Here is a 25,155-nt window from a genome sequence, read left to right on the forward strand (position 1 = left end):
GCGCGCTGGTCCAGTCCGCCCAGAAGCGGGACTTTGGCAGGGAAGAATGGCGGTTTGGCGCGGGGGGAATCTGCATGGCAGCATCTTACCCAGCCGGCGGCGCGCAAGTGTGCCCCGCCGAAGGGACGGGGGGCCTTAGAAGGAGTAGCTCACGCCAATGGCAATCACGGGCATCACCTTGAGCTTGTCAATTGCGTCTTGAATCTTTGCGTTTTGGGCGTTGATGTCGGCCTGGGTCGCACCACCGGATACGGTCAGGGTGGACTTAGGGTTCTGGAACATGGCGCCAAGGTCAAAGTTAAAGCCCAAACCTTTGGCGGCGGCGGGGCGAGTGGAGTAGCCAATACCCAGGTAAGGCGCGACCGAATCGCTCATTTTGATTTCGGCATTGACCGTCTGATTGGCCACATTGTTGACGGTACCCGTGCCGTTCACAGTGATTTTGTTGTTGTTGAAGACCAGGCCTGCGGATGTGCGGAAACCACCCTCAAACGGGTACCAGTCGCCCAGCAATTGAACAGAGTTCCAAGTTACCTCCGCCGTCAGTTGCGAAGCGCTTCCGAAATCGCCCACGTCGCCGGTAAAGGTCGTTTTAGGCAATGCATTGAGCTGCCCGCGAACAGCCCAGTCGGCAGCCACCGATTTGGCATATCCCAAGCCAATGCCATTGGTACCAATTTGGGTATAGACAGTGCCGTTATCGCCGGCCTGCGCCAGCAGAGGCGCCGCGCAAAGTGCCGCCAATACGTAGGCGAAGGTCATTTGTTTTTTCATAACGAAATCTCCTAGGGTTGGGTGGGTAAAGCCGTGAGAACCGTGGCAAGCAAAAGCTGCGCTGGGTTATAAACGATGACACCCTGCCGAACATGACAATGCCGCCATGGCGCAATTACGTCGACTTTGCCGGCCTCCAAGACACAACACCACCCCGATGCACGTCACAACTATTGATTCTTGCGAACGTACGCGTCGCAAGCTCGCCGCTCTTAGTTTGATAGCTTCCTGCGCAATATCCACGGGCGCTTTTGGCCAATTGTTGCCGCAAATCATCCTACCGGGCGGTGCATTGCAAGGGCCCGGATCCGGGTCCGGTGCGGTGGTCACCACACCGCAGGTGCGGGCGGAGTTGCTGGTGAACGCGCCCGACGGCGTGGCGCCGGGTAAGACACTCTGGCTGGGTCTTCGGCTGCAGCACCAGCCGCACTGGCACACCTATTGGAAGAACCCGGGCGACTCCGGCCTGCCCACCCAGCTGCTGTGGACGCTGCCGGACGGCCTGCAGGCGGGCGAGGTGGCCTGGCCTGTGCCGCGCAAGATTGCCATCGGCACGCTGGCCAACCTGGGTTACGAGGGTGACGTGATGTTGCCGGTTCCGGTAATGGTGGATGCGGGCTTCAAGCCCGCCGGGCTGGATTCGGCCATCGACGTCAAGCTGGCGGCCAGCTGGCTGGTGTGCCGCGAGGAATGCATTCCGCAGGAGGGACAGTTCAGCCTGCGCGTGCCGCTTCGGGGGGCCAGCGCGCTGCATGCCGGGCAATTCGCGGCAGCACTCTCTGCAGCGCCCGCGGCATTCAATGGCACTTTGCAGGCCCGCGCACAGGCCGATGGGCTGCTGATTCAGGCCAGCGGCCTTCCCGCAGCCTGGGCCGGCCAGGCGCTGCAGGCCCTGCCCGAGACCACCGCCCTCCTGGACACACCCGCCCTGCCCGCCACCACCGATGCTCTGCACTCCGGCGCATTGAAGCCCGGCCAGCAGGGCTGGAGCGGCAGCAGCTGGCAGGCGCTGATTCCTTACTCAGCCCAGCGCAGCGGCGCACCGGCCACCCTGTCTTGGGTGCTCAGCGCGGGGAAGGACGCGGCGGCTGGCAGCCTGCGGGGCGATTCGCCGGTGAGCGGGGTCTGGCCGGACGTGGCGTCGGCGGTGGGCGTGCCGCCCGCGCTGCAGGCTGCGCTCGACCAGAATCAGCGCGACGCGTTGGCTACAAACGCCCAGGGCCCATCAGGCGGCTGGCTGCTGATGGTGCTGGGGGCGCTCGTGGGCGGCTTGATTTTGAACCTCATGCCCTGCGTGTTTCCGGTGCTGGCTATCAAGGTGCTGGCATTTGCCAGCCACCGCGGCAGTGCCGCCAGCCGGCGGGCGCAAGGCCTGGCCTACACGCTGGGTGTGGTGCTGTCGTTTCTGGCGCTCGGCGGCCTGCTGCTGGCCCTGCGCGCGGGGGGCGAGCAGCTGGGCTGGGGCTTTCAGCTTCAGTCGCCGGCGGTGATTGCGACGCTGGCGCTGTTGTTTACCGGGCTGTCGCTCAATCTGGCGGGCTGGCTGCACATCGGCACGCTGCTGCCTGACCGGCTCGCAGGGCTGCAGCTGCGCCATCCGGTGGCGGAGGCGTTTTTGTCGGGTGTGCTGGCGGTGGCGGTGGCCTCGCCCTGCACCGCGCCCTTCATGGGCGCATCGCTGGGCTACGCCATCACGCTGCCGGGCCTGCAGTCGCTGGTGCTATTTGCCGCGCTGGGGCTGGGCCTGGCCCTGCCCTACTTGCTGGCCAGTCTGTCGCCCGCGGTAGGCCGCGCGCTGCCACGCCCGGGCGAATGGATGGAGACCACCAAGCACTTTCTCGCATTTCCGATGGCGGCGACCGTGGTCTGGCTGGTCTGGGTGCTGGGCCACTTGAGCGGGGTGGACGGCGCGGCCAGCCTGCTGCTGCTGATCTGGAGCCTGTGCCTGGTGCTGTGGGCGCTGCGCCAGGCGGGGCGGTCGAGGCTTATTTTTACTATCATTTCGATAGCTGCTTGCGCAATATCGGCGGGCGCGACATGGCAATTTGTCCTTAAAAATGAAGGCGCGACTGGCGCACAGGTCGCCTCAGCCCTTTCCACCGGCCCTGCCAGCACCCCAGCCCACGGCGCGATTTGGAGCCCCTGGTCGCCGGCTGCGGTGCATGCCGGTGTCCAGCAAGGCCGGCCGGTTTTTGTGGATTTCACTGCCGCCTGGTGCATCACCTGCCAGGTCAACAAGCAAACCACCCTCAGCAACGCCGCGGTAGAGGCTGCGTTTGCCGCCCGGCGCGTAACCCTGCTGCGCGCCGACTGGACGCGCCGCGACCCCGCCATCACCCAGGCCCTGCAGGCGCTCGGGCGCAGCGGCGTGCCGGTGTATGTGCTGTATCTGCCGGGCCAAGCACCACGGGTGCTGAGTGAAATTCTCACCCCCGGCGAGGTGCTGGCCGCGTTGGGCGCCGCCGGCTGAACTGCGACAATCGGTCCATGACCGACTCAACCTCCGCATCGACCTCCGTCCCCGCCCCCGTTTCCGCACCCCTCGAGCCATCCGGGTCTTCAGGCCCTGGCGCGGCCACCCGCTTTGACGGCTTGCACAACCCCACGTTTTTGCAAGCCTGCATGCGGCAGTCCACGCCCTACACGCCGCTGTGGCTGATGCGCCAGGCCGGCCGCTATTTGCCGGAATACATGGCCACCCGCAGCAAAGCCGGCAGCTTCATGGGGCTGGCGACCAACACCGACTACGCCACCGAAGTCACCCTGCAGCCGCTGGAGCGCTACCCGCTGGACGCTGCAATCTTGTTCAGCGACATCTTGACCGTGCCCGACGCCATGGGGCTGGGCCTGTCGTTCGCGCAGGGCGAAGGCCCCCGTTTTGCCCACCCGGTGCGCAGCGAGGCCGATGTGGCCAGGCTGGAAGTGCCCGACATGGCCAAGCTGCAGTACGTGTTTGATGCGGTTTCCAGCATCCGCCGCGCGCTCCGGCAGGACGGAAAGGGCCGCGTGCCGCTCATCGGCTTCAGCGGCAGCCCCTGGACGCTGGCGTGCTACATGGTCGAAGGCAAGGGCAGCGACGATTACCGGCTGGTCAAGACCCTGATGTACAGCCGCCCCGACCTGATGCACCGCATGCTGGCCATCAACGCCGATTCAGTGGCTGCCTACCTGAACGCCCAGATCGACGCCGGAGCGCAAGCGGTCATGGTGTTTGACAGCTGGGGCGGTGTGCTGGCCGACGGCGCATTTCAGGAGTTCAGCCTTGCCTACACCGCCAGGGTGCTGGCCAGACTCAAACGCCTGGGCGCCGACGGCCAGGTGGTGCCCCGCATTGTCTTCACCAAGGGCGGCGGCCAGTGGTTGTCCGACATGCAGGCGCTGGACTGCGACGTACTAGGACTGGACTGGACGGTGAACCTCGCCCAGGCCCGCGCGCTGGTGGGCGGCACCGAGAACACCGCCGGCAAGGCGCTGCAAGGCAATATCGACCCGAACGTGCTGTTTGCGCCACCGGCTGCTATTGAAACCGAAGTGGCCAAGGTGCTGCAGAGCTTCGGCACCCCCTATCGGGGCAGCGGAGTCGGCCCCACACACATCTTCAATCTGGGCCACGGCATCAGCCAGTACACCCCGCCGGAGCATGTGGCGGCGCTGGTGGAGGCGGTACACCGGCTCTCCAGATCGATGCGCGGCTGAGGACTGGCTTAGCACGTTTTTGTGCAATTTGACACTTTCGAAAGAAACTTATACACACAAACCAAGGAGCGAGGGTAAACCCGGGCACCTAAGGGCCATGCTCCGCTACAAAAGAAATAGCACCGCTAAGTGATTGATTCATATAGGTTTTGATTATTGCCTGATTTCTGGGCAGCCTAGCGAAAGCCTTGATTTATAGGGCTCTGGCGGGCGGCTGAGGCAGATATCAACAAAGTTATCCACAGAAATCCTGAATGAAGCCTAAAGCCGATAAAAATCAAGGACTTAGCGCCGAATTCAGAAGTTCACCTCAACACAATGCCCCAAGTGCCATTCCGCAATCTGAGAGCGACACGCAGCCCGGGCCGATTCGTATGAGCCACTGGTTACCGGTGCTGGTGAACACGCCGGCCCATGCTGCCCTGGGCCCGGTGCTGACCTACCGCAGCGAACACGCCCTTCCGGCCGGCACCCTGGTGCGGGTGCCGCTGGGCCAGCGGGAGACGCTGGGCGTGGTGTGGGAGGCGGCAAGCGGGGAGGCCACTGGCGAATTCGACCCCGCCCGGGTGCGCGATATTGCCGGCGTGCTGGAGGGCATTGCCCCGCTCAGCCCAGCCTGGCAGCAGCTGCTCAGCTTTGCGGCCGCCTATTACCAGCGCTCCGCCGGCGAGGTGGCCCTGGCCGCGCTGCCGCCGCAGCTGCGGGAGCTGAGCCCCGCGCAAATGGCCCGCCGCCTGCAGCGCAAAAAGCCGGACGCCGATGCGGCCGCCGCAGCGCAGGCCCCTCCCGCCCTCACTCCCGAACAAACGGCCGCCATTGCGCAAATTGAGGCGCAGGCCGGGCCGTTTTTGCTGTTCGGCGCCACCGGCAGCGGCAAAACCGAGGTCTATCTGCATGGCGTGCAGCAGCTGCTCGCGGCCGACCCCGACGCGCAGGCGCTGGTCATGGTGCCTGAAATCAACCTCACCCCGCAGCTCGAGGCGCGCTTCAAGGCCCGTTTTGTGCCGCTCTACGGCGAGCAGGCTGTGGTCAGCCTGCACAGCGGCATGACCAACCCCCAGCGGCTCAAGAGCTGGCTGGCCGCGCACAGCGGCGGGGCGCGCATCGTACTGGGCACGCGCATGGCGGTGTTTGCGTCACTGCCCAAACTGCGGCTCATCGTGGTGGACGAAGAACACGACCCCAGCTACAAAAGCAGCGAAGGCGCCCGCTACTCAGCCCGCGATCTGGCGGTCTATCGCGGAAAGTTGGATGGCGCCAAGGTCATCCTCGGCTCGGCCACGCCATCGCTCGAGAGCTGGCACCACAGCCGCCCGGCCGCAGAAGGCGGCCGCTACCTGCGCCTGCACATGCCCAGCCGGGTGGGCGAGTCTTCCCGATTGCCGCTCGTGCGGCGGGTGGACATGAACCACCAGCCCCGCCGGGCCATCTTCTCCACGCCCCTGATTGCCGCCATCACCGAGCGGGTGGCGCGCGGCGAGCAGTGCATGGTGTTTTTGAACCGGCGCGGTTATGCCCCGGTGCTTACCTGCGAAGACTGCGGCTGGAAGAGCCAGTGCCCGCACTGCAGCACCTTCCGGGTGTTTCACAAAATCGACCGCACCCTGCGCTGCCACCACTGCGGCTTCACCGAGCGGGTGCCGCGCGCCTGCCCCGACTGCGGCAATGTGGACATCTCCCCCTTCGGCCGCGGCACCGAGCAACTCGAAGAACACCTGGCCGAACTGCTGGTGGACGTCCGGCGCCATGGCTCCGTCACACCCGAGAACCCGGACGGCGAGCCGGTGCGCATTGCCCGCATCGACGCCGACAGCACCAAACTCAAGGGCCAGCTCGAAGAGCAGCTCGACGCGGTACATGCCGGCGACGTGGATGTGCTGGTGGGCACCCAGATGATTGCCAAGGGCCACGATTTCCGGCGTATCACGCTGGTGGCAGCGGTAAACCCAGACGGCGCCTTGTTCAGCAGCGACTTTCGTGCGCCGGAGCGGCTGTTCAGCCTCTTGATGCAGGCCGCCGGCCGCGCGGGGCGCGACGCCGCGCTGGGTGCGCAGAGCGAGGTGTGGCTTCAAACCTTCCAGCCCGAGCACGGCCTGTATGCCGCTCTCAAGAAGCACGACTACCCCGCCTTCGCCGCCCAGCAGCTCAAAGAGCGCGAACAGGCCAACATGCCGCCCTTCAGCGCGCAGGCGCTGGTGCGCGCCGAAGCCCGCACCCAGGAGGCCGCCCAGGCCTTTCTGAATGCCGCCCGCGCCTTTGCCCAGGCCGACATGGCCGCATGGGACGGCTGGGCGGACACGCTGCAGCAGGTCTTCCTCTACCCCGCAGTTCCCATGGCCATCCAGCGGGTGGCCAACATCGAGCGAGCCCAGATGCTGATCGAGTGCTCGTCCCGGGCCACGCTGCAGCAGTTCCTGAGCGCCTGGCAAAGCGTGCTGCAAGCCACCCGCAGCCAGCCCGACTGCAAGGGCCTGATCCGCTGGGCGATTGATGTGGATCCGCAGGCGATTTAGGGCCGGAATACGGCTTTTGGGCAGGTGGGTATTGCGCGAGCAGCTATTGAATTGATAGCAAAAAAAGGTTTGCGGCTTGCTAAATCCCACACCCATGTCTCGGCCCCACGTCACCGCCACTTCGATTACCGCCCGAACCGCACTGCACTGCACTGCACTGCACCTCAAAAACCAAGCCTTATGAACTATAGAAAATTCATAGATTTACATAAATTCAAATCGATGATAACATTTATGAATGCCGTCTAAAAAAACTGCCGCCGCAGACTACCCGCAAGCCGTCACTGCGCAGATTGCGCAACTGGCGCAGCACATCGTGACCGCCCGCAAGCGACGCGGCGAGTCGCAGGCGCAGTGGGCGCGTAAGCTGGGGGTGTCGCAGCCGACCATGGCCCGTATTGAAAAAGGCGACCCGTCAGTGGCCATGGCGTCGTATGTGATGTGCATGTGGCTCATCAACCCGGCGGCAGGCCTGGCCGGGTTGATTGCGCCGCAAGCCGACACATCAGCACTGGAACGCGAGGTCATGAAGGCGCGCGCCGTGGGCAAGCGCGCCCGCGCCCCCAAGCCAGCCACCCCCGCTTTCAACGCAGCACCCGCAGGCGTCGCGTCCGTTCCGGCCTTTGCGGCACACGCCCCCAACAACACGCAAATTGCTGCCGGCTTGGCGGCACTTATGGCCGGCGCACAGCTCGCAGCGCCATGAACCACGACGCTCTGGATCCACGCAACTACCAGCCGCAAGACACGCTCTACGTCTGGGCGCTGGTCGACCCCCAACGGCCTGCGCTGGTGGGCGAATTGAACCTCTCGGCATTGGTGAGCGACTGCGCCACCTTCCGCTATGCGCCGGGGTGGTGGAATTTTCCGCTCAGCGAAGACTTGCCTTTGATTGCCGGCCAGGTCTTTAGTGCCGGCCAGCGCAATACCGCGCCGGGCGCTCTCGACGATGCGCGTCCTGACCGCTGGGGCGAGCGGGTTATCCGCCATATTGACCGGCCTGCCCGCCTGTCGATTCTGGAGATGCTGCTCTTTGCGGGTGACGATCGCTTTGGCGCATTGGGTATCTCGGTATCGGCGTCGCATTACCTGCCGCGGCGCCTGGGGCCCTATCCGCAACTCAGCGATTTGGGACAACTGGCGCAAGCGCTGGAAGATGTGCAACGCCAGGCACCAGTGACGCCAGCCATGCAGCGTTTGGTTCAGCCCGGTGTGACGCTGGGGGGCGCGCAACCCAAAGGGCTCTTGCAAACCGGATCAGGGCCCTGCCTCCTGAAGTTCAGCGAACTCGACGACCCGGTGGACAGCCCGCTGATTGAGCACGCCAGCCTCTCACTCGCCGCCGGCGCGGGCATTCGGGTGGCGCAGACCCGCCCTCTGCCACTCCCTTCTGTCGGCAGCCGGGTGCGGCATGCACTGAGCGTGGCGCGCTTTGACCGGGTGGGGGCCTTTCGCCTGCATTGCATCTCGGCCAAAACTGCGCTGGCTGCCGCAGGCCTGACCGAGAGCTATGGCGCGCTGGCGTCCGTGTTGCTGCGCCTGGGCCACCCCGATCGGCAGCAAGCCATGCGCGAAGAGCTGTTCCAGCGCATGGTGTTCAACATCCTGTTGGATAACACCGACGACCATGAGCGCAACCACTGCCTGCGCCTGGAGCTGGACGGCTACTACGCGCTTGCCCCCGCGTTTGATGTGCTGCCCACATTGCAGAATCTGGGCTACCAATCCATGGCGGTCGGGCGGCTGGGCGCGCAATCCACCTTAGATAACGCGCTGAGCGATATCCGCGAGTTTGGTCTGACGCGCGCACGGGCGGTGGTGCTGGTCCACAACATAGCCCGCGCGGTAGACGGCTGGGCACAACATTTCGGGGCCCAAGGGGTGTGCGATGCAGACATGGCGCGGCTGGAGGCGGCCATAGACCGTGACTCGTTGCGCCTGCAACGGCGCGAATACTGCTGAGTCCAAAAACCTAAGGCTGACGCCTGTCCGGCGGTGCCAGGGCTTTGATATCCGAGGCCGAGGCGTCTGTCGCGTCGACCGGCATGGCCTCCACATCGACGACATCCACCACATCAACCCCGCCGGAATTCGCACCCGGGCGGCCTGTCGTGCTCCATCCACCGCGCCGGAACTGGTGACGGGCTTGCTGAAAACGCTGCAGGGTGACGATAAAGGCCGGTTTGCGACCGGTGACAAGGGCCTTGAGCAGCACCCACACCAGGCTTGCCAGCCCCACCAGCAACAGCCCCAAGGCGAAGGCCAGGGCCATGCCCAGCAGGAGCAGCCGCAGCGCGAGACGGAAAACAAAGCCCACCAGATTCATCAAAAATTCCATACGCACATTGTGCAGCGGAGCCCGCTCAGCGCTTAGCCACCCACCAGCAAAGCCACCGCCCCGGAAAAGGTGAAGAACGCAGCGGCGGTAGAAATCAAAATAATGCGGGCGATGCGGCCGTTGTCCGCCCCGAAGCGCTCGGCCAGAATCGACACATTGCTGGCGCTCGGCAGCGCCGCCACCAGCACCACCACGGTCAGCGAGAACTTGTCGATCTCCACGCCCAGGTTCACCGCCGACACGCCCACGAGCAGCACCAGCAAAGGGTGCAGGAACAGCTTGACCAGTGCCACCGGCACATAAGTCCGCCAGGGCACGGCGTGGGAGCTGTCGTTAGCAGCCTGCATTTGCGAGCGCGCCAGCACGGCGCCAATCGTGAACAGCGCCACCGGCGAAGCGGCATTCGCCAGCAGGGTCACCGTGCCCATCAGCAAGCCAGGCAGCTCCAGCTGGAAGCCCGAGAACAAGCCGCCCAGCACAATCGCCCACGGCATGGGGTTCGCGGCAGCTCCCTTGAGCGCGTGTTTGGCCGCCACCAGAGCACCGTGACCACCCTGAGCTGTTTCGCTGCCCAGCCTGGAGAGCGCGACGCACAGCGAGCTGGTGATCACCAGATCCACCGCGATGGTGACAATGGCCGGCCCCGCGGCCGCGCTGCCCAAAAGCGCCACCAGCAGTGGCACGCCCATGAACCCGGTGTTGGGAAACGCCGCCACCAGAGCGCCCAACGCCGCATCGTTCCAACCGACGCGCCCGCGCAGGGTCACCGCAATCACAAAAGCCACCAGCACCAAAGCGCACAGCAGGTAGGTCAGGGCCAGGTTGATATCGAGCAGTTGCTCAATGGGCGTGCTCGAACCAAAGCGAAACAGCATGCAGGGCACCGCGAAATACAGCACGAAGCTGTTGAGCCCGGGGATAGCAGCCAACGGAAGTATTGCGCGGCGGGCGGCCAGATAGCCGCACAGCACCAAGGCAAAAAACGGAAAGGTGACATTCAAGATCTGCAGCATGCGGGCATTGTCGAGGAAACACTTGCCCTGCCCAGCCCAGCCCTTCCCGGGCAGCGCAGTAGGCGCGGGCGGCATCGGCTCACAAGCGCGAGCCGTTAAGATGGCCCGTTCTTCGCTTCCTGCCCCCTCCCTCCCCGTGTCTTCACCCTCCGCCGACCACGGCATGAATGCCGCTCAGCAAGAGGCGGTCAATTACCTGCACGGCCCGTGCCTCGTTGTCGCCGGCGCGGGCTCCGGCAAGACCCGGGTGATTACCCACAAAATCGCCCGCCTGATCCAGATGGGCATGCCGGCCCAGCGTATTGCCGCCATCACATTTACCAACAAGGCCGCCGCCGAAATGCGCGAGCGCGCCCGGGGGCTGATCGGCCGCGCTGCCAAAGAGGTGCTGATTTGCACCTTCCACGCTTTGGGCGTGCGCATGCTGCGGGAAGACGGCGGTGTGCTGGGCCTCAAGCCGCAGTTCAGCATCCTCGACACTGACGATGTGACCGGCATACTGAAAGACGCAGGCGGCACGGTGGACAGTGCCACCGCGCGCCAGTGGCAGTGGACCATCAGCGCCTGGAAGGGCGCTGGCCTGAGCAGCGCAGAGGCCTTGGCGCAGGCGGCGGATGACAACGAACGCATCATCGCCACCGTTATGGGCCGCTACGAGGAGCGTCTGGTTGCCTACCAGAGCGTGGACTTTGACGACCTCATCACCCTGCCGCTCAAGTTGCTGCGCGACCACCCCGAGGTGCGGGAACGCTGGCAGCGCTTGCTGGGCCATGTGCTGGTGGACGAGTACCAGGACACCAACGCCACGCAGTACGAAGTGCTCAAACTTCTGGTCGGCGAAACGGCCCGCTTCACCGCCGTGGGCGATGACGACCAGTCCATCTACGGCTGGCGCGGCGCCACGCTGGACAACCTGAAGAAGCTGCCGGTGGACTTCCCGGCGCTCAAGGTCATCAAGCTCGAGCAGAACTACCGCTCCACCTCCGCCATCCTGCGGGCTGCCAACAACGTGATCGGCCCCAACCCCAAGCTATTTCCCAAGAGCCTGTTCAGCGAGCTGGGGGAGGGAGAGCCGGTGCGCATCGTGGACGCCGACAACGAAGAACACGAAGCCGAGCGGGCCGTGGCCCGCATCCAGAGCCTGCGCGCCAACGGCACCGTAGACGCCCAGGGCAAGCAGCACAAAGAATTCCGCGACTTCGTCGTGCTCTACCGCGCCAACCACCAGGCCAAGCCGTTCGAGAAGGCGCTGCGCAAAGCCGGGATTCCCTACAAGGTCTCCGGCGGTCAGAGCTTTTTTGACCGGGCCGAAATCCGCGACCTCTGTGCCTGGTTCCGCCTGTGGAGCAACAACGACGACGACCCCGCCTTCCTGCGCGCCGTCACCACGCCCAAGCGCGGCATCGGTCACACCACGCTGGGCAGCCTCGGGAAATTCGCTACCCAGTACAAGGTCAGCCTGTTTGAGGCACTGTTTTCATCGTCATTGGCCAGCGTGATGAGCGCCAAGGCGCTGGGCAGCCTGCACGAGTTCGGGCGCTATATCAACGACCTTGAGTTCCGAGCCCGCCACACCGAAGGCGCTGAGGCGGCCACAGTTTTCATCATGGATTGGCTCAAAGACATTGCCTACGAAAAGCATCTCTACGACGGCGAAGACAGCGAGTCGGTCGCAGCCGCCAAATGGAACAACGTGCTCGAGTTTTGCGATTGGATGGCCCAGCGCTGCGGCGGACAGATTGACGATGCTGCGGGCGTGAGCACCCGCGAGGTGAAGAACCTGCTCGAGGTTTCACAAACCATTGCCCTGCTCTCGACCATCAGCGAGCGAGAGAAAGACCAGAATGTGGTGACGCTCTCGACCCTGCACGCCTCCAAGGGGCTGGAGTGGCCGCATGTGATGCTGGTGGGCGTGACCGAGGGCATGCTGCCCTTCAAGATGAGCGAAGGCGCCGACTCGCTGGGCGGCTCCAGCAAAGAGCATGAGTCCGCCAATGAAGACATGGCCCAGCGCCTGCAGGAGGAGCGGCGCCTGATGTATGTGGGCATCACCCGAGCCCAGCGCAGTCTGGCTGTGAGCTGGACACGGCGCCGCAAGAAAGGCCGCGAGATGGTGGCGGCACAGCCCAGCCGCTTTATTGAGGAAATGGGCCTGGACCAGGCCACCAGCAAGGAAGACCCCCGCGAGAAACTACGCGCCCTGCGCGCCGAATTCGCCGCCAAGGCTCAGGCGGCTGCGGAAGCCTCTGCAAAACCGCTCGCTTCCCCACGCGCGGGGCTTTAAATGGTTTGGTGCTGCAGGTAGGCTTTGGCCGCCTGTACGCCTGAGACCAGCAACAACAGCGCTGCCAGAGAACCCAGAAGGACGAGCGCCAGTTGCAAGGCCAGCGGTCCGAGCTGCGCGCTGGCAAGCCCCACCCACAACAGAAGCACCGGTCCGAGCAAGAGTGCCAGGCGGCGCACCTGCACCATGCGCGCCGGGCGGGCTGATGACCGCTTTGCCGGGACACTGCGCGGCCGGCTGCAATGCATGGCCCAGGCCAGGGACGACAAGCCCATGGCCAGAGCGCCGTGCACCGTGCCGCCAACCAGCCACAGCGCGGACGCCGCGGCCGTCAAGCCCAGACACCAGTGGTCATGCGCCGCCTGCGAGGGCCGCTCTACGCCGCTCAAAACCGGCAACCGCTCCACCAAGAGCGCCAGCACTGCAGGCCCACCTGCCATAAGGGCCACGTGCGCCGCGACCATTTGGGCCTGCGTCCAACCAGCGCCCAGGCACCAGTCGCCGCCCAGCCACATGGTGCCCATCATCAGACCCATGGCCGAAGGCGCCAGAAGCTGCGGCCACTCGCCCTGCTCACTCTTGCAAACATGGGCCCGCAGCGCCGGCTCACGGTCCCGCAGGTAAAGCAATGCAGCGCACAGGCCCAGAGCCAGGCCGGCACTTCCTTCGGGCAATGCCCAGACTGCGCCCAACAGGCCCGCCGCCAACAGCGGCTGCCAGGCCGAGCGGCCGGTTTGCAGGCTGCTGCCCTTGGTGCGCGTCTCTATCAGCGCACACCACAGTCCCCACACCACGGCCAATGCACCCAACACCACCAGCCCGGGCCATCCGCCCAGCCCCGCCACAGGTGAAATTTCCCATGCGAACACGGCCGCTGCCGTGGTGAAGCCAAGCAACGCGACGCGCCCGCTGCTCCCCCGCAGCGCCCAGTTGTGCCCCCGGCACGCCACACGCATCGCCCACCACACCGCCACCGCCAACACGCCTCCGGCGACCGCCCAGCCCCGCAACATGCCCTGCTGCCCCAGCCAGAGCCAGCCCAGCAGCTGCACCATCCATTGCGCCACATCGCCGGCGTGCAAAAGCCAGACCGCGCTGTCTGAGGTTTTGCTAATGGGGGGGTAACGGTCAGACCGGTGCATAGCGGTGGAGCTGGTCGCTGCCCTGGGCGGCATGCACGCTCATATTGAAAGACACAATCACCCGCTGCGCATCGCCGTGATAGGGCATAGCCTGATGCGGCAGCCAACTGGGAAAGACGACGAGTTGCCCCGGCACAGGCGCCATATCCACATGTGCGTTCTGGAGGTAAGCGTTACCAAAATCCATGGCGGCACCACCCAGACGGTTGAAGTGGGGCCCATAAAACCGTGTCACGCCATTGGCCGCACCCAGCACCGGGTGGGCGGTGCGTTGCTCCGGCGGGTCTACCTGCACGCAATACACGCCCGACCACGAGCAGTTGCCATGGGTGTGCACATCGTGGTGGCTACCGGCGTGGGACATTTGAAACCAGATGCCTCGCAAAGCCATCTGAAAACCCGGCCGCTCCTCGTGCCAGGCGCCCTGGTTCGCAAGCACCACCGTCTGCCGCACGCTATCCACCAGGAAGCGCACCAGCTGATCCCATTCGCCAAGGCGGATGCGATTGAGCAGGTCATCTGCGCTGGCATAAAAAGATTGTGACCCGCCAGCCTTCGCCTGGTCGGCGGCACGCATCGCGCTGAAAACCCGCACCAGCACCGCATTGACCTCTTGCGCCTCGGCAAAGCGATGCACGCCGATCGGCGTGTGCCACAGCGGATGCAAGGGATCGGGCGCGAGCACAGCAGAAGCCCTTGTGACTCAGGATACCAGCACCAGATCGGCCGGCCAGCGGAGCTGATGCCCGGTGCGCGCGGCCAGGGCCTCGATATCTTCCGGCGTGTCCACATCCACCCGGTAGCGGGTGTTGCTGCTCTCCCAGTGGTAGACCTGCGCTGGGTGCGCGGCCTGCCACTGGCGGCATCCCAGTACCGCATCGCCCGCCAGAATGTCCTCGCGAACTTCGGTGCTGAACATGACGGGGTTGCCCGGTAGACCGTTCACCGAAGGCTGCACCACCAGGGCGCCCTCAGGACGTTTTTTGAAGGCGCCGATCAGATCATTAATGTCCTGCGAATTGATCAGCGGCTGGTCGGCCAAGGCCACCAGCACCGCATCGAGCTTGGGCGACAGGGCCTTGAGGCCCAGACGAAGTGAGGAAACCTGTCCCGCGTCGGGGTCGGGGTTGCGCACCATCGTGACCGGGAACTCTTTCACCGCCGATTCAATTCGCTCGGCATAGTGGCCCAAGACCACCACCACCTCGTCCACACCCGCACCCGACAAGGCAATCAATTGCCGTCGGATGAGCGGCACGCCGCCGAGCTCCAGCATGCACTTGGGCCGCCCGCCCATGCGGCTCGCCGAGCCTGCGGCCAGCAACACCGCACCCACTGTGACGCGGTTGTACAAACCGCCTCCACCTTTTAAAAGACAACCCATATTTACGCTCCCCTGGCGGACCCGCCGCCGCCGCCACAACAACTTCCGCCGGCCTTGGCAGGCACGCGGGGCTCAGACGCCGAACTGAGCGCTGGCGCCGGTTCGGGCTCAGCGCTCGGCGACGCTGCCGGGCTCAATGCCGGTGCAACGGGCAGAGGCGCGCGCCCGCGCCGCGCCGCCACCACCGAGGTCAGCACCGACAGGGCAATCTCCTCGGGCGTTTGCGCGCCGATGAACTCTCCCGCCGGAGCCACAATGCGGGCCACGGCTTCGGGGTCTTCGCCACTGGCAACCAATCCGCCGCGCAGCACGGCCGCTTTCTTGGCGCTGGCCACAAACCACAACCCTTGGGGCTGCAACGCCAGTGCAGCCTTGAGGCCCTGCAAGTCGCGCCGCCCTTGGGTAGCTACCACCACGAAGGCCATACCTGAGAGCTGCGCGCTCACTGCCTGCGCATCGTCGGTTTCCATCAGGCTGGCGGCATCTGCAAAGTCGGCGGCCACCGCGCCATGCGCTACCACCGCCACCCGCAGGCCCACCCGGGGCGCCAGGCTTACCAGCGCGCGCGCCACCGGAGAGTCGCCCACCACCACCAGCGCGGCCGGCGGCATCACCGGGTCCACAAACAATTCCAGCGTTCCGCCCGAGTGGCAGGCCATGCCGAACTCCAGCACGTCGCCCAAGGCGCGCTCTTCGCTTTCATCTGAGGGCGAAATACGGATGGTGCGGGGCTGTCCGTCCAGCAGGGCGCGACGCACCGTCTTGGTGACCGCCGGCTGCGCGCAACCGCCGCCGATCCAGCCATGAATCTGGCCGTCTGCCGTGACTACTGCCTTGTCGCCGGGTTTGGCCGAGGCGGGGGCCAGCGCGCGCAGCACCGTGACCAAGGCAAACGCCTTGTCGGCGGCTTGCAGGCGCGCGGCTTGGGTAATCCATTCGTGGCGGTTCATGGCAAGGTCCTTTTGTTGTTGTGATTTTTTGTATTGATTAATGCAGTACCGCGCGCGCTGCCAGCAAGTCGGCCAGGCTGGCCAGTGGCACAAAGCGCTCGATCACCGATTTTGCGCGCTGCAAGGCCGCTGCGGCCGGCACCGTGCGGGTGGGATGAAACCAGGTCACGCGTGCGCCGCGAGCGCGCACTTCGCCCAGCGCTGATTGGAGCAGCTCCGGGGCATCGGTGTCAAAGCCATCGGAAAAAATCCACACCCGCGCGCCGCGGTTGAGTTGCGCCCGGGCGTGCTTGCGGCAGAAGTCCTGCACGCTCGCGCCAATGCGTGTACCGCCGCCAAAACCTGCGGTCACGGCATTCACTTTCTCTTGAATGACCGGAGTGTCGCGGTGCATGAGCGGCGTGATTTCGGCCAGCCGGGTATGGAACACAAACACGCGCGCATCGGCCTCGAGCGCGAAGGCGCGCGCCACCCGCAAGAATAGCGCTGCGTGAGACTCCATAGAGCGGCTCACGTCGGCCAGAATGAACAGGCGCGGCGGCTCTTCACGACGAACCTTCCAGACCGGTTGCAACAACTCGCCGCCCCAACACACGCTATGGCGCAGCGTCTGTCGCAAATCCAACCGGCGCCCGCGCACGGCACTGCGCCAGCGTCGGGTGGCGCGTGGCAAGAGGCGCGCGGTAATCTGCCTGGCTGCGGACCGCAGATTGCTCAGGTCCTGCGGCATCCACATCTGCCCATCGCGTTGGTGCAGGGGGTCGGTTCTGCTGGCACCGCCCTGGGCGCGGGGGCTGCCGGCGTCTTGTTCGTCTTGGCCAATGGCCGGCATGTCGGCTGCGGCCTGAGGAGAAGCCTGCTGCGCTCCGGGCAAGCTGGCGGGTTGTTCCGCGTCCATGTGGTCGCGCATGGCCTGCACAGTCTGTCGCAGGTTGCGGCTGGGTCGCGTCTGGCCGCTCACCTTAACACCGCCGCGGAGTTTTTCGGGGTGCCAATAGCGTTCGTAAATATCAGGCCACAGCTTCCACTCGCGGTGGGTGTGGCACGCAATGGCGCGCCATGCCGCGTTGAGCGGGCGCTCCTGGCAGGGGCCAAATTTCAGTGCCGCAAACAGCATGGCCTGTTGCTCGGCCACACCGACCGTCAGGCCATGTTCGCGCAACAAGGATGCAAAACCGGCCAGCCGCTCGCTGGGCGCGGTGCCTCTGGCGGCCGGAGCGGCAGAGGCGGAATTCATACCGCCACCTGGGCCTGTGCTGCGCCCTTCTCCGCCACGCCGACCGCTTTGCGGCCCTCCACCAACTGACGCAGACGATCGGGTCCCATCGCAAAACGGTCTTCGCGGGTTTTGAGAAGGCAGCCCAGCGTGCCCAGCACGGCGGACATGTCTTCGGGAAGCATGTTGTGCTGCAGCTTGAACAAGGCGCTCACCCAGTCCAGTGTCTCGGCAATACCGGGAATCTTGATGAGGTCTTCACGCCGCAGGCTCTGCACGAACTGCACCGCCTCTTCGACCAGCCGGCTGTCGGCCTGCGGCAGGACCGCCTTGACGATGGCGATTTCGCGAGCAAGGGTCGGATAGTCAAGGTAATGGTAGAGACAGCGGCGGCGCAGGGCGTCTGACAGCTCGCGCGTGCCGTTGCTGGTCAGGATGACTTGCGGAATGTGGCTGGCCCGCAGTGTGCCGATTTCGGGCACGGTAATCTGGTAGTCGGCCAAGACCTCCAGCAGATAGGCTTCAAAGGCCTCATCTGCGCGGTCAATTTCGTCGATCAGCAGCACGCAAGGCCCGGTCTGGCTGATGGCGCGCAGCAGCGGGCGCTCGAGCAGGTACTCCCGGCTGAAAACGTCGGATTCGGCGACGGCCTTGCGCCCATCGGGGCTGGCTTCGCTCAGACGGATAGCCATCAGCTGACGACCGTAATTCCACTCGTAAGCGGCCTGCGCAAGATCCAGCCCCTCGAAGCACTGCAGCCGTACCAGCGTCGCGTTTTGTGATCGGGCCAGCGCGAGCGCGAGTGCGGTTTTACCCACACCCGCGTCGCCCTCAAGCAACAAGGGACGCTGTAAAGCCTCCGCCAACCACACGGTGGTGGCGATTTCGTCGTCGGCCAGATAGCCCGCCAGATGCAAACGCTGGCGCAGCAAACGCGCATCAGCGGCGGGACTCTCCGACTCAGACATCCTCACACCCGCTTGCCGAACAGACCGCCAATCCAGCTCTTGACCAAAGCCCAGAAGATGGCCAAGCCGTTGATTTCACGGGCTACCACAGGAGCAACTGGAGTTGCAGATGTCGGTGACGCGCCGGATGCTGCAGCACCCGCGGGCGCCGCACCACCGACTGCCGGCAAGGTCTGCGCGGTCTGACGGAAGTTTTCTACGAACTGCGCGAGCAGCATGTCCGACACCTGCACCATCATGCGGCCGCCGAACTGTGCAAACTTACCGTTCACGATAACTGCCGCCTGACCATTCAGGAAGCAGTGAGCCGGGTTGGCCGGGTCCGCCGAGATGATGGCCGTGAGATCCATCGACGCGGATGAGCCACCCTTGTCTGCGCCCTTGCCGCGCAGGACCATCTTGCGCTCGGCCACCACCGACTCGATGACATCCACCGTGCCGCCAAACTGCGCCACCGCCGGACCCACCTTGACCTTGACACCGCCTTTGTAAGACGTCTCCGAGAGTTGCTCGGTGATTTCCGCGCCGGGCATACAGCCCGCCACAGCCTTCAAGTCGGTCAGCAGGGCCCAAGCGCGGGCTGCGTCCACGTCAAGGGGGTAGTTTTTGTCGAGCTTGACTTCCATACATCTCCTAAATTACAAAGCGGCGCCGTTGGCACGCAGGGCCTTCCAGGTGCGGAAGGCGTTATGCGGCATGTCGAGGTGGGTGACGCCCAAATGCGAGAAGGCATCAACCACAGCAGAGGTGAAGGTGGGAATGGAGCCCACGTGAGGAGACTCGGCCACGCCCTTGGCACCCAGCGGGTGATGGGGTGAGGGGGTCACGGTGTGATCGGTTTCCCAGTGAGGGGTTTCCACTGCGGTGGGCAGGAAGTAGTCCATGAGTGTGTTGCCCAGCAGGTTGCCCTGTGCGTCGTAGGGCATTTGCTGACCCATCGCCACGGCAAAACCTTCAGTCAGACCACCGTGAATCTGGCCGTCGATGATCATCGGGTTGATCCGGGTGCCGCAGTCGTCCAGCGCGTAGAAGCGGCGGATCTTGGTCTCTCCGGTGGCACGGTCAATGTCGACCACGCACAGGTAAATACCGAAGGGGAAGGTGAAGTTCGGCGGATCGTAGTAATGCACAGCCTCCAGGCCCGGCTCCAGACCGGCGGGCGGCAGGTGGTAGGCCTGCCATGCCACTTCTGCCATGGTCTTGAACTTGCTGTCATCGCCCTTGACCTTGAAGCGGTCCACTTCCCAGTCGAGGTCGTTTTCGTTGACTTCGAGCATGTGAGCGGCAATCTTGCGGGCCTTAGCGTGGATTTTGCGGGCGGCCAAAGCAATGGCAGCACCGGCCACGGGCGTAGAGCGTGAGCCGTAGGTACCCAGGCCGTAGGGCGCTGTCGACGTATCACCTTCTTCTACTTGAATTACTTCCGACGGGATACCCAGTTCGGTCGCGATGATCTGCGCGTAGGTGGTCTGGTGCCCTTGGCCTTGCGTGATCGTTCCCATACGGGCAATCGCGCTACCGGTGGGGTGGATACGGATTTCGCAGGAGTCAAACATGCCAACGCCCAGAATGTCACACATCTTGGAGGGGCCGGCGCCTACAACTTCGGTGAAAGTCACCAAGCCAATTCCCATCAAGGTGGGGCTATTGGGGTCGGCGCGCTTAGCGGCTTGTTCGGCACGCAGGCCTTTGTAGTCCACCGCCTCGAGCACCTTGTCCAACGCGGTTTGGTAGTCGCCGGAGTCGTATTCGAAACCGAATGCGCTGGTGTAGGGGAACTGTTCCTTCTTAATGAAGTTCTTGGCGCGGATTTCGGCCTTGTCCATGCCAAGCTTTTGCGCCAGCACGTCGACCATGCGCTCAATCAGGTACACCGCTTCAGTCACGCGAAAGGAGCAGCGATATGCCACGCCACCGGGAGCCTTGTTGGTGTAGACACCCTTGACGCTGGCATGCGCTGCTGGAATGTCGTAGCTTCCGGACACGATGTGGAACATGCCGGCGGGGAACTTTGTCGGGTCGGCACAGGCGTCGAACGCGCCATGGTCAGCCACCACGTTCACTCGCAGGCCAGTGATCTTGCCGTCGGCTGTGGCGGCGAGCTCGCCGTCCATGTGGTAGTCGCGGGCAAAGGCTGTGGAGGAAATGTTTTCGATGCGGTCTTCCACCCACTTGACCGGACGACCCAGCACGATAGAGGCCACGATGGCACACACATAACCGGGGTACACGCCGACCTTGTTGCCGAAGCCGCCACCGATATCGGGGCTGACGATGCGCACTTTGGACTCTGGAATGCCCGACAGCAAGGACACCACGGTGCGCACCACGTGGGGCGCCTGGGAAGTAATGAAGGTGGTCAGGTCGCCACGGACCGGATCAAACGACGCCACGCAACCACAGGTTTCCAGCGGGCAGGGGTGCACGCGTGGGTAGTACATGTGCTGGGACACGGTGACCGCGGCGTTCGCAAAGGCTGCATCAGCGGCGGCTTTGTCGCCGGCATCCCAGGTGAAGATGTGGTTGTGGTGATCGCGCTTGCCATGAGCGCCTTCGGTCTTGCCGGCCAGGTCGTCACGGATGACAGGGGCATCGGGCTGCAGTGCGGCATAGGGGTCCAGCACCACGGGCAGTTCTTCGTACTCCACTTCCACTGCTTCTACCGCGTCGGCTGCAATGTAGCGGTCGTCGGCGATGACGATTGCCACTTCCTGCATCTGGAAGTGCACCTTCTGGTCGGCCAGCACAGCTGCAACGTCGCCTGCCAGCGTGGGCATCCAGTGCAGCTTCAGAGGCTTGAGGTCGTCTGCTGTCAGGACGGCATGCACGCCGGGGATGGCCAGCGCAGCTTCTTTGTTGATTTTGACAATGCGGCCGTGGGCGATAGGGCTGCGCACGATGTCCATGTGCAACATGCCGGGCATTTTGATGTCGTCGACGTAGTTGCCCTTGCCTTGGATGAATCGGGCGTCTTCTTTGCGCAGGCGCGAGGCGCCCATGCCAGCCAGCGCGAGTTCGCGGGCTTCAGCGGTTTGTACCGGTGCGTTCATATGTGTCTCCGATCAATGTGTGTTGCGCTTCAAGCCGCTACAGGCTCTTGCAATTTCTTCGCGGCGTACTGAACAGCTTTGACGATGTTCTGGTAACCGGTGCATCGGCAGAGATTGCCGCTCATGCCGTGGCGAATTTCTTCTTCGGTCGGGCTTGGGTTTTCCTGCAGGAAGCGGTAGGCGCGCATCAGCATGCCGGGTGTGCAGAAGCCGCATTGCAGGCCGTGCTCTTTGTAAAAACCTTCCTGCACGGCGTGCAAGACGCCTTTGTTTGCCAGACCTTCTACGGTCAGGACTTCAGAGCCTTCGCATTGCACAGTGAGGTGCGTGCAGGCCTTGACCGAACGGCCGTCGATATCGACCGTGCAAGCGCCACAGTGACTGGTTTCGCAGCCGATGTGTGCGCCGGTGAGGTTCAACTCTTCGCGCAGAAAGTGAATCAGCAGGGTACGTGGCTCAACGGCTTTTTCTTCTTTTTTGCCGTTGACAGACAGGGAGACGAGTTGTTTAGACATGGTGCTTATTCCTTCGGTTTACTTGCAACGGGACCAGGCTTTGTTCAAGGCACGCTTGACCATTTCGCCAGCCATGGCGGTCTTGTATTCGGCGTCTCCGCGCAGGTCTTCTGCCGGATCGCAAATCGCGATGGCAGCCGCGGCGGCGGCTTGCACGTTGGCGGCATTGAAGGGCTTGTTGAGCAGAGCCGCTTCGGCGGCTTCGGCGCGCAAGGCGGTGGGTGCAACGTTGGTCAAGGCGATACGCACATGGCTTACTTGATCGCCATTGCGGCGAAGCACGACGGCGCAGCCGGCAGTCGCCCAGTCACCCGTTTTGCGCTTGAGCTTTTCGTAGGCAGAGCCGGTGCCCTCCACGAAAGCCGGGACGCGGATCTCGCACATCACTTCGTTTTCTTCCAGCTGGGTCATGTAAGTGCCCAGGAAGAAACCGTCAGCAGCCACGGTGCGGCGGCCGTTGGGGCCTTCGAGCACAAAAGACGCGTCAATCGCGATGGACAAGGCGGGGTGGTCGTTACCTGGGTCACCGTGGGCGATATCTCCGCCGATGGTGCCGCGGTTGCGGACTTGGGGGTCGGCAATCAACTTGGCCGCTTCGCACAGTAAGGGCACCTTGGCCTGCAGGATGGTCGAGTCGATCAGATCGTTTTCGACCGTCATCGCGCCGATGACGACTGTGTTGCCCTCTTCACGGATGCCTTTGAGTTCGGGGATGCGGTTGATGTCGATAAGGTGCTCGGGCTGAGCAAACCGCAGCTTCATCATCGGAAGCAGGCTGTGGCCGCCAGCCAATAGCTTGGCGTCGCTCCCCAGTTTGCCGAGGAGGGCAACCGCCTCGCCGACAGTTTTGGGCGCGTGGTACTCGAAACGCGGTGGAATCATTAAAGTCTCCTTGGGTCTTGTGGAAAAGCGAAGCCCATTATTCGAGGAGTGGGATTCTTAGTGAAACGTGTGGTCTTCGTTCATTTTGTGACTCGTGCGTCACTTTTCGGCACGAAGCGTAATTTTCCCTGCACGAAGCGCTTTGCTCATGCTTCGCGCGACTCCTCAATCAGGGAAAGTACTTAGGCTTTCCCGACCTAGTGTTTACCCTTGGCTGCTTGCTCTGAGCGCATTCATCTCACCGAATTAATCAATTTTCGCCCGCTGCCCGACTTCAATGAACGCCCAACGCTTCGCGCAAACGCACCACCATGCTGCGCGAGACCGGCACCGGCGGAGCTTGGCGGCCCTTGAGGAGAACATGGGTCTTCGTGCCATCGCGCCCCAATTCCTGAACGGCCGCGAGATTGATGATGAAGCAGCGGTGCACTCGCATGAACTGGGCCGGGTCCAGCCGGGACTCCAAGTCGCCGATGCTTAAATTGCAGAAGTGAAAACCTTCGCGAGTGAGCACCCGGGTGTAGTGAGCCTGCGACTCCAGTGACAGCACGTCGCCGGTGTCCACAAACGATACTTTCTGGTTGGCAACCATCGGAATACGGGACAAGCGCATTTTGGGCGGTGCGACCTCGGTAGCTATTTGCGACTGCCCTACCGCATGCGTTACGTCATAAAACACGAGCACGAAGCCGGTGGTTTTCCCCTCCGCGTCGCCGAGGCGGCTCACCTTTATCAACAGCACCTGTTCAGGAATGTTGATGATCATGGTCATCGGAACCGCGTTCGCCATTGGGCAGCCGGACGCTTCATCGAGCAAGAAGCTGACCTTGGGCTTGGATCGCTCGGGATGAAAAGACGTAACCAGCTTGCCAAAGGGCTGCTTGTCGTCCACGGGAAGGACTCGCCGCGCGTAGTCGTTCATTGCCAGGACGTTACGCTGAGCATCCAAATGAATCACGCCTGCTTCGAACTTTTCAATTGAATAAAGGCTGGGGCCCGGCGCAGCTTTGGCGTCCATCGTTGTGTCTCCTGACTTCATCTTTGCACCCGCACTGTGCCTGCGTTGGCTGGGAAATGGTGTACGCGGCTAACAGCATACCGCAGGCTCAATGAGCGTTGCCACTAGCGCCGGCATTGCACCGGACACAAAAAAGCCCTGACGGGGCAGGGCTTTGAAATTTTTGGTGGCCTGGGGCGGAATCACATTCGCGCTTTTGCTGGGCATTTCAGGGGATTCCCCGAAAAGTTACTGCAATAGTTACTGCAGACAACACCCCAAACCGTTAACTTAAAACTCCATCTGGCCCTTCAGCCAGACACATGAAGATTGTATTCGATGACGCTAGGTGTACATCGATGGATTCGGATAATTTGTAATTTTTTGGCACCAGAGGACCTGTCACATCGGACGGTCTTGGCTGATTTCGACCCCTATGCACAGTTCGCAACTATGCTCAGGTGCACCGACATTGCCCACGCCTGCCCTTATGGTGATGAGCCAATAGGGCCGATGAAGACTGCGCATAGTTACAGCGTTTGCAAGAATCGCAGAAGTGAGTCTGGCGCCTTGTACCGGCCCATCTTTGTATTGGGCTCCTCCAGCCGAGCGAGCGCCTTCTCCTTCATCGCCAGGTCGGCCTCGACATACCGGTGGGTCGTTGTCGTGCTTTCGTGTCCGAGCCACAGGGCGATAACGTTGAACGGTACACCCGACTGCAGCAGGTGCATGGCGCTCGTGTGCCTGAGCGTGTGAGGCGAGACGCGCTTATTGACGAGGCTGGGCTGCTCCGCCTGGGCACGAGTCACCGCGAGACTCAGGCGCTGCGTGACGTTCGATCTGGACATGGCTTGGCAGTCTCGGTTGGGCAGCAAGGCAGCCTCGCCACGCAACACCGGATTCAGCCTTAGCCAGGCGCGGATCTCCACCACGGTGGACTTCCACAGGGGGATAGACCGCAACTTGCGCCCCTTGCCGTGCAGATGCACGCATGCGCCCCCCTCAAGAATGACATCGACCACGCGCACGCCGATCATCTCGGAGACTCGCGCTCCGGTGTTGTAGAGCATGGCCAGTAGCAGATGGTCTCGCTGCGAGGACCAGTCCCCGCCCGGTTGGCCCAGTACCGCCAACATCTCTGGCCGTGTCAGGAAGCCCAGCATCGGCCGCTCAAAGCGCTTCATCGGAACCGCCAACGCCCGCTCGATGTCGTGCAACGCAGTGACATCACGCCGAGCAGCGAACTTCAAGAATGCGCGCAGCGCCGTGAGCCTCAGATTTCGACTGCGAACCGTGTTCTTGCGGTCTTGCTCCAGATGGTCGAGGAACGCCAGGATCAGCTCGGGTCGGATGTCAGCAAGCTGCATCGCCGTCGGCGCCTTACCCAGCTTGTTGCTGGCGAAGCCAAGGAACAATGACAGCGCATCTCGGTA

General features: G+C 63.6%; 21 protein-coding genes. 6 read left to right on the forward strand and 15 right to left on the reverse strand.

Translation table 11 applies throughout. From position 1 onward, the window contains the following. Positions 1-135: 135 nt before the first annotated feature. On the reverse strand, positions 136-774 hold the full coding sequence (locus Q0O05_RS05355; protein WP_293660983.1) for a hypothetical protein: 639 nt from the start codon (positions 772-774) through the stop codon (positions 136-138). A 157-nt stretch (positions 775-931) separates the two neighbouring features. Here Q0O05_RS05355 and Q0O05_RS05360 point away from each other — a divergent pair, with 157 nt between their 5' ends. The 5 genes from Q0O05_RS05360 to Q0O05_RS05380 all read left to right on the forward strand — a co-directional run bounded on the left by Q0O05_RS05360 (position 932) and on the right by Q0O05_RS05380 (position 8,945). Then, complete coding sequence (locus tag Q0O05_RS05360) at positions 932-3,244, forward strand: thioredoxin family protein (RefSeq protein ID WP_293660985.1); 2,313 nt, start codon at positions 932-934, stop codon at positions 3,242-3,244. Between the two features lie 17 nt (positions 3,245-3,261). After that, positions 3,262-4,470, forward strand: coding sequence for a uroporphyrinogen decarboxylase (hemE, locus tag Q0O05_RS05365; RefSeq protein WP_293660987.1), 1,209 nt, complete (start codon positions 3,262-3,264; stop codon positions 4,468-4,470). A 374-nt stretch (positions 4,471-4,844) separates the two neighbouring features. Beyond that, complete coding sequence (gene priA, locus Q0O05_RS05370; RefSeq protein ID WP_293660989.1) at positions 4,845-6,983, forward strand: primosomal protein N'; 2,139 nt, start codon at positions 4,845-4,847, stop codon at positions 6,981-6,983. A gap of 238 nt (positions 6,984-7,221) precedes the next feature. Next, the gene (locus tag Q0O05_RS05375; protein ID WP_293660990.1) at positions 7,222-7,689 is read left to right on the forward strand and encodes an XRE family transcriptional regulator; all 468 of its coding nucleotides are present in this window, start codon (positions 7,222-7,224) and stop codon (positions 7,687-7,689) included. Continuing rightward, complete coding sequence (locus Q0O05_RS05380; protein ID WP_293660992.1) at positions 7,686-8,945, forward strand: type II toxin-antitoxin system HipA family toxin; 1,260 nt, start codon at positions 7,686-7,688, stop codon at positions 8,943-8,945. Before Q0O05_RS05375 ends, Q0O05_RS05380 begins: the two co-directional genes overlap by 4 nt. Positions 8,946-8,955: 10 nt before the next feature. Here the strand turns inward: Q0O05_RS05380 and Q0O05_RS05385 are convergent, their stop codons facing one another. Both Q0O05_RS05385 and Q0O05_RS05390 read right to left on the reverse strand, forming a co-directional pair. Beyond that, positions 8,956-9,321 carry a hypothetical protein gene (locus Q0O05_RS05385; RefSeq protein ID WP_293660994.1) on the reverse strand — a complete coding sequence of 122 codons (366 nt, stop codon included), beginning with the start codon at positions 9,319-9,321 and terminating at the stop codon, positions 8,956-8,958. A gap of 32 nt (positions 9,322-9,353) precedes the next feature. Continuing rightward, on the reverse strand, positions 9,354-10,334 hold the full coding sequence (locus Q0O05_RS05390) for an AEC family transporter (protein ID WP_293660995.1): 981 nt from the start codon (positions 10,332-10,334) through the stop codon (positions 9,354-9,356). A 100-nt stretch (positions 10,335-10,434) separates the two neighbouring features. Here Q0O05_RS05390 and Q0O05_RS05395 point away from each other — a divergent pair, with 100 nt between their 5' ends. Beyond that, positions 10,435-12,618 carry a UvrD-helicase domain-containing protein gene (locus Q0O05_RS05395; protein ID WP_293660996.1) on the forward strand — a complete coding sequence of 728 codons (2,184 nt, stop codon included), beginning with the start codon at positions 10,435-10,437 and terminating at the stop codon, positions 12,616-12,618. On the opposite strand, the gene Q0O05_RS05400 is transcribed toward Q0O05_RS05395, so the two are convergent. The 12 genes from Q0O05_RS05400 to Q0O05_RS05455 form a co-directional block, all read right to left on the reverse strand. After that, positions 12,615-13,760, reverse strand: a complete 1,146-nt coding sequence (locus tag Q0O05_RS05400; protein WP_293660997.1) for a hypothetical protein — start codon at positions 13,758-13,760, stop codon at positions 12,615-12,617. The two genes, Q0O05_RS05395 and Q0O05_RS05400, sit on opposite strands and share 4 nt — an antisense overlap. Further along, positions 13,747-14,445, reverse strand: a complete 699-nt coding sequence (locus Q0O05_RS05405; protein ID WP_293660999.1) for a TIGR02466 family protein — start codon at positions 14,443-14,445, stop codon at positions 13,747-13,749. The genes Q0O05_RS05400 and Q0O05_RS05405 overlap by 14 nt, the downstream gene beginning before the upstream one ends. Before the next feature lie 18 nt (positions 14,446-14,463). After that, on the reverse strand, positions 14,464-15,114 hold the full coding sequence (locus Q0O05_RS05410; RefSeq protein ID WP_293661001.1) for a nucleotidyltransferase family protein: 651 nt from the start codon (positions 15,112-15,114) through the stop codon (positions 14,464-14,466). Between the two features lie 32 nt (positions 15,115-15,146). Next, the gene (locus Q0O05_RS05415; protein ID WP_293661003.1) at positions 15,147-16,094 is read right to left on the reverse strand and encodes an XdhC family protein; all 948 of its coding nucleotides are present in this window, start codon (positions 16,092-16,094) and stop codon (positions 15,147-15,149) included. Positions 16,095-16,131: 37 nt separating this feature from the next. Continuing rightward, on the reverse strand, positions 16,132-17,331 hold the full coding sequence (locus tag Q0O05_RS05420; RefSeq protein ID WP_293661005.1) for a VWA domain-containing protein: 1,200 nt from the start codon (positions 17,329-17,331) through the stop codon (positions 16,132-16,134). Continuing rightward, positions 17,328-18,278 carry a MoxR family ATPase gene (locus tag Q0O05_RS05425; protein ID WP_293661007.1) on the reverse strand — a complete coding sequence of 317 codons (951 nt, stop codon included), beginning with the start codon at positions 18,276-18,278 and terminating at the stop codon, positions 17,328-17,330. Before Q0O05_RS05425 ends, Q0O05_RS05420 begins: the two co-directional genes overlap by 4 nt. Before the next feature lie 2 nt (positions 18,279-18,280). After that, positions 18,281-18,904: an SRPBCC family protein gene (locus tag Q0O05_RS05430; protein ID WP_293661009.1), complete on the reverse strand. Its 624-nt coding sequence runs from the start codon at positions 18,902-18,904 to the stop codon at positions 18,281-18,283. A 12-nt stretch (positions 18,905-18,916) separates the two neighbouring features. Then, positions 18,917-21,328, reverse strand: coding sequence for an aerobic carbon-monoxide dehydrogenase large subunit (locus Q0O05_RS05435; RefSeq protein WP_293661011.1), 2,412 nt, complete (start codon positions 21,326-21,328; stop codon positions 18,917-18,919). Positions 21,329-21,357: 29 nt separating this feature from the next. Further along, a complete protein-coding gene (locus tag Q0O05_RS05440) occupies positions 21,358-21,843 on the reverse strand; it encodes a (2Fe-2S)-binding protein (RefSeq protein ID WP_293661012.1) in 486 nt (161 codons plus the stop codon). Positions 21,844-21,861: 18 nt separating this feature from the next. Then, on the reverse strand, positions 21,862-22,725 hold the full coding sequence (locus Q0O05_RS05445) for a xanthine dehydrogenase family protein subunit M (protein WP_293661014.1): 864 nt from the start codon (positions 22,723-22,725) through the stop codon (positions 21,862-21,864). A 274-nt stretch (positions 22,726-22,999) separates the two neighbouring features. Continuing rightward, positions 23,000-23,743, reverse strand: coding sequence for a PAS domain-containing transcriptional regulator (locus Q0O05_RS05450; protein WP_293661015.1), 744 nt, complete (start codon positions 23,741-23,743; stop codon positions 23,000-23,002). A 509-nt stretch (positions 23,744-24,252) separates the two neighbouring features. Further along, on the reverse strand, positions 24,253-25,155 hold a 903-nt coding region (locus Q0O05_RS05455), incomplete at its 5' end, for a tyrosine-type recombinase/integrase (protein ID WP_293661017.1).

This window comes from Rhodoferax sp. OV413, from assembly GCF_945881795.1.
In the GTDB taxonomy this organism is placed as follows: Bacteria; Pseudomonadota; Gammaproteobacteria; order Burkholderiales; family Burkholderiaceae_C; genus Allorhodoferax.

Coding starts and splice junctions, on each gene's coding strand:
- Q0O05_RS05395 (WP_293660996.1), top strand. CDS start 10,435: ATGGCCCGTTCTTCGCTTCCTGCCCCCTCCCTCCCCGTGTCTTCACCC.
- Q0O05_RS05400 (WP_293660997.1), bottom strand. CDS start 13,760: ATGCACCGGTCTGACCGTTACCCCCCCATTAGCAAAACCTCAGACAGC.
- Q0O05_RS05375 (WP_293660990.1), top strand. CDS start 7,222: ATGCCGTCTAAAAAAACTGCCGCCGCAGACTACCCGCAAGCCGTCACT.
- priA (WP_293660989.1), top strand. CDS start 4,845: ATGAGCCACTGGTTACCGGTGCTGGTGAACACGCCGGCCCATGCTGCC.
- Q0O05_RS05445 (WP_293661014.1), bottom strand. CDS start 22,725: ATGATTCCACCGCGTTTCGAGTACCACGCGCCCAAAACTGTCGGCGAG.
- Q0O05_RS05390 (WP_293660995.1), bottom strand. CDS start 10,334: ATGCTGCAGATCTTGAATGTCACCTTTCCGTTTTTTGCCTTGGTGCTG.
- Q0O05_RS05430 (WP_293661009.1), bottom strand. CDS start 18,904: ATGGAAGTCAAGCTCGACAAAAACTACCCCCTTGACGTGGACGCAGCC.
- Q0O05_RS05440 (WP_293661012.1), bottom strand. CDS start 21,843: ATGTCTAAACAACTCGTCTCCCTGTCTGTCAACGGCAAAAAAGAAGAA.
- Q0O05_RS05360 (WP_293660985.1), top strand. CDS start 932: ATGCACGTCACAACTATTGATTCTTGCGAACGTACGCGTCGCAAGCTC.
- Q0O05_RS05355 (WP_293660983.1), bottom strand. CDS start 774: ATGAAAAAACAAATGACCTTCGCCTACGTATTGGCGGCACTTTGCGCG.
- Q0O05_RS05415 (WP_293661003.1), bottom strand. CDS start 16,094: ATGAACCGCCACGAATGGATTACCCAAGCCGCGCGCCTGCAAGCCGCC.
- hemE (WP_293660987.1), top strand. CDS start 3,262: ATGACCGACTCAACCTCCGCATCGACCTCCGTCCCCGCCCCCGTTTCC.
- Q0O05_RS05420 (WP_293661005.1), bottom strand. CDS start 17,331: ATGAATTCCGCCTCTGCCGCTCCGGCCGCCAGAGGCACCGCGCCCAGC.
- Q0O05_RS05385 (WP_293660994.1), bottom strand. CDS start 9,321: ATGGAATTTTTGATGAATCTGGTGGGCTTTGTTTTCCGTCTCGCGCTG.
- Q0O05_RS05450 (WP_293661015.1), bottom strand. CDS start 23,743: ATGGACGCCAAAGCTGCGCCGGGCCCCAGCCTTTATTCAATTGAAAAG.
- Q0O05_RS05380 (WP_293660992.1), top strand. CDS start 7,686: ATGAACCACGACGCTCTGGATCCACGCAACTACCAGCCGCAAGACACG.
- Q0O05_RS05435 (WP_293661011.1), bottom strand. CDS start 21,328: ATGAACGCACCGGTACAAACCGCTGAAGCCCGCGAACTCGCGCTGGCT.
- Q0O05_RS05425 (WP_293661007.1), bottom strand. CDS start 18,278: ATGTCTGAGTCGGAGAGTCCCGCCGCTGATGCGCGTTTGCTGCGCCAG.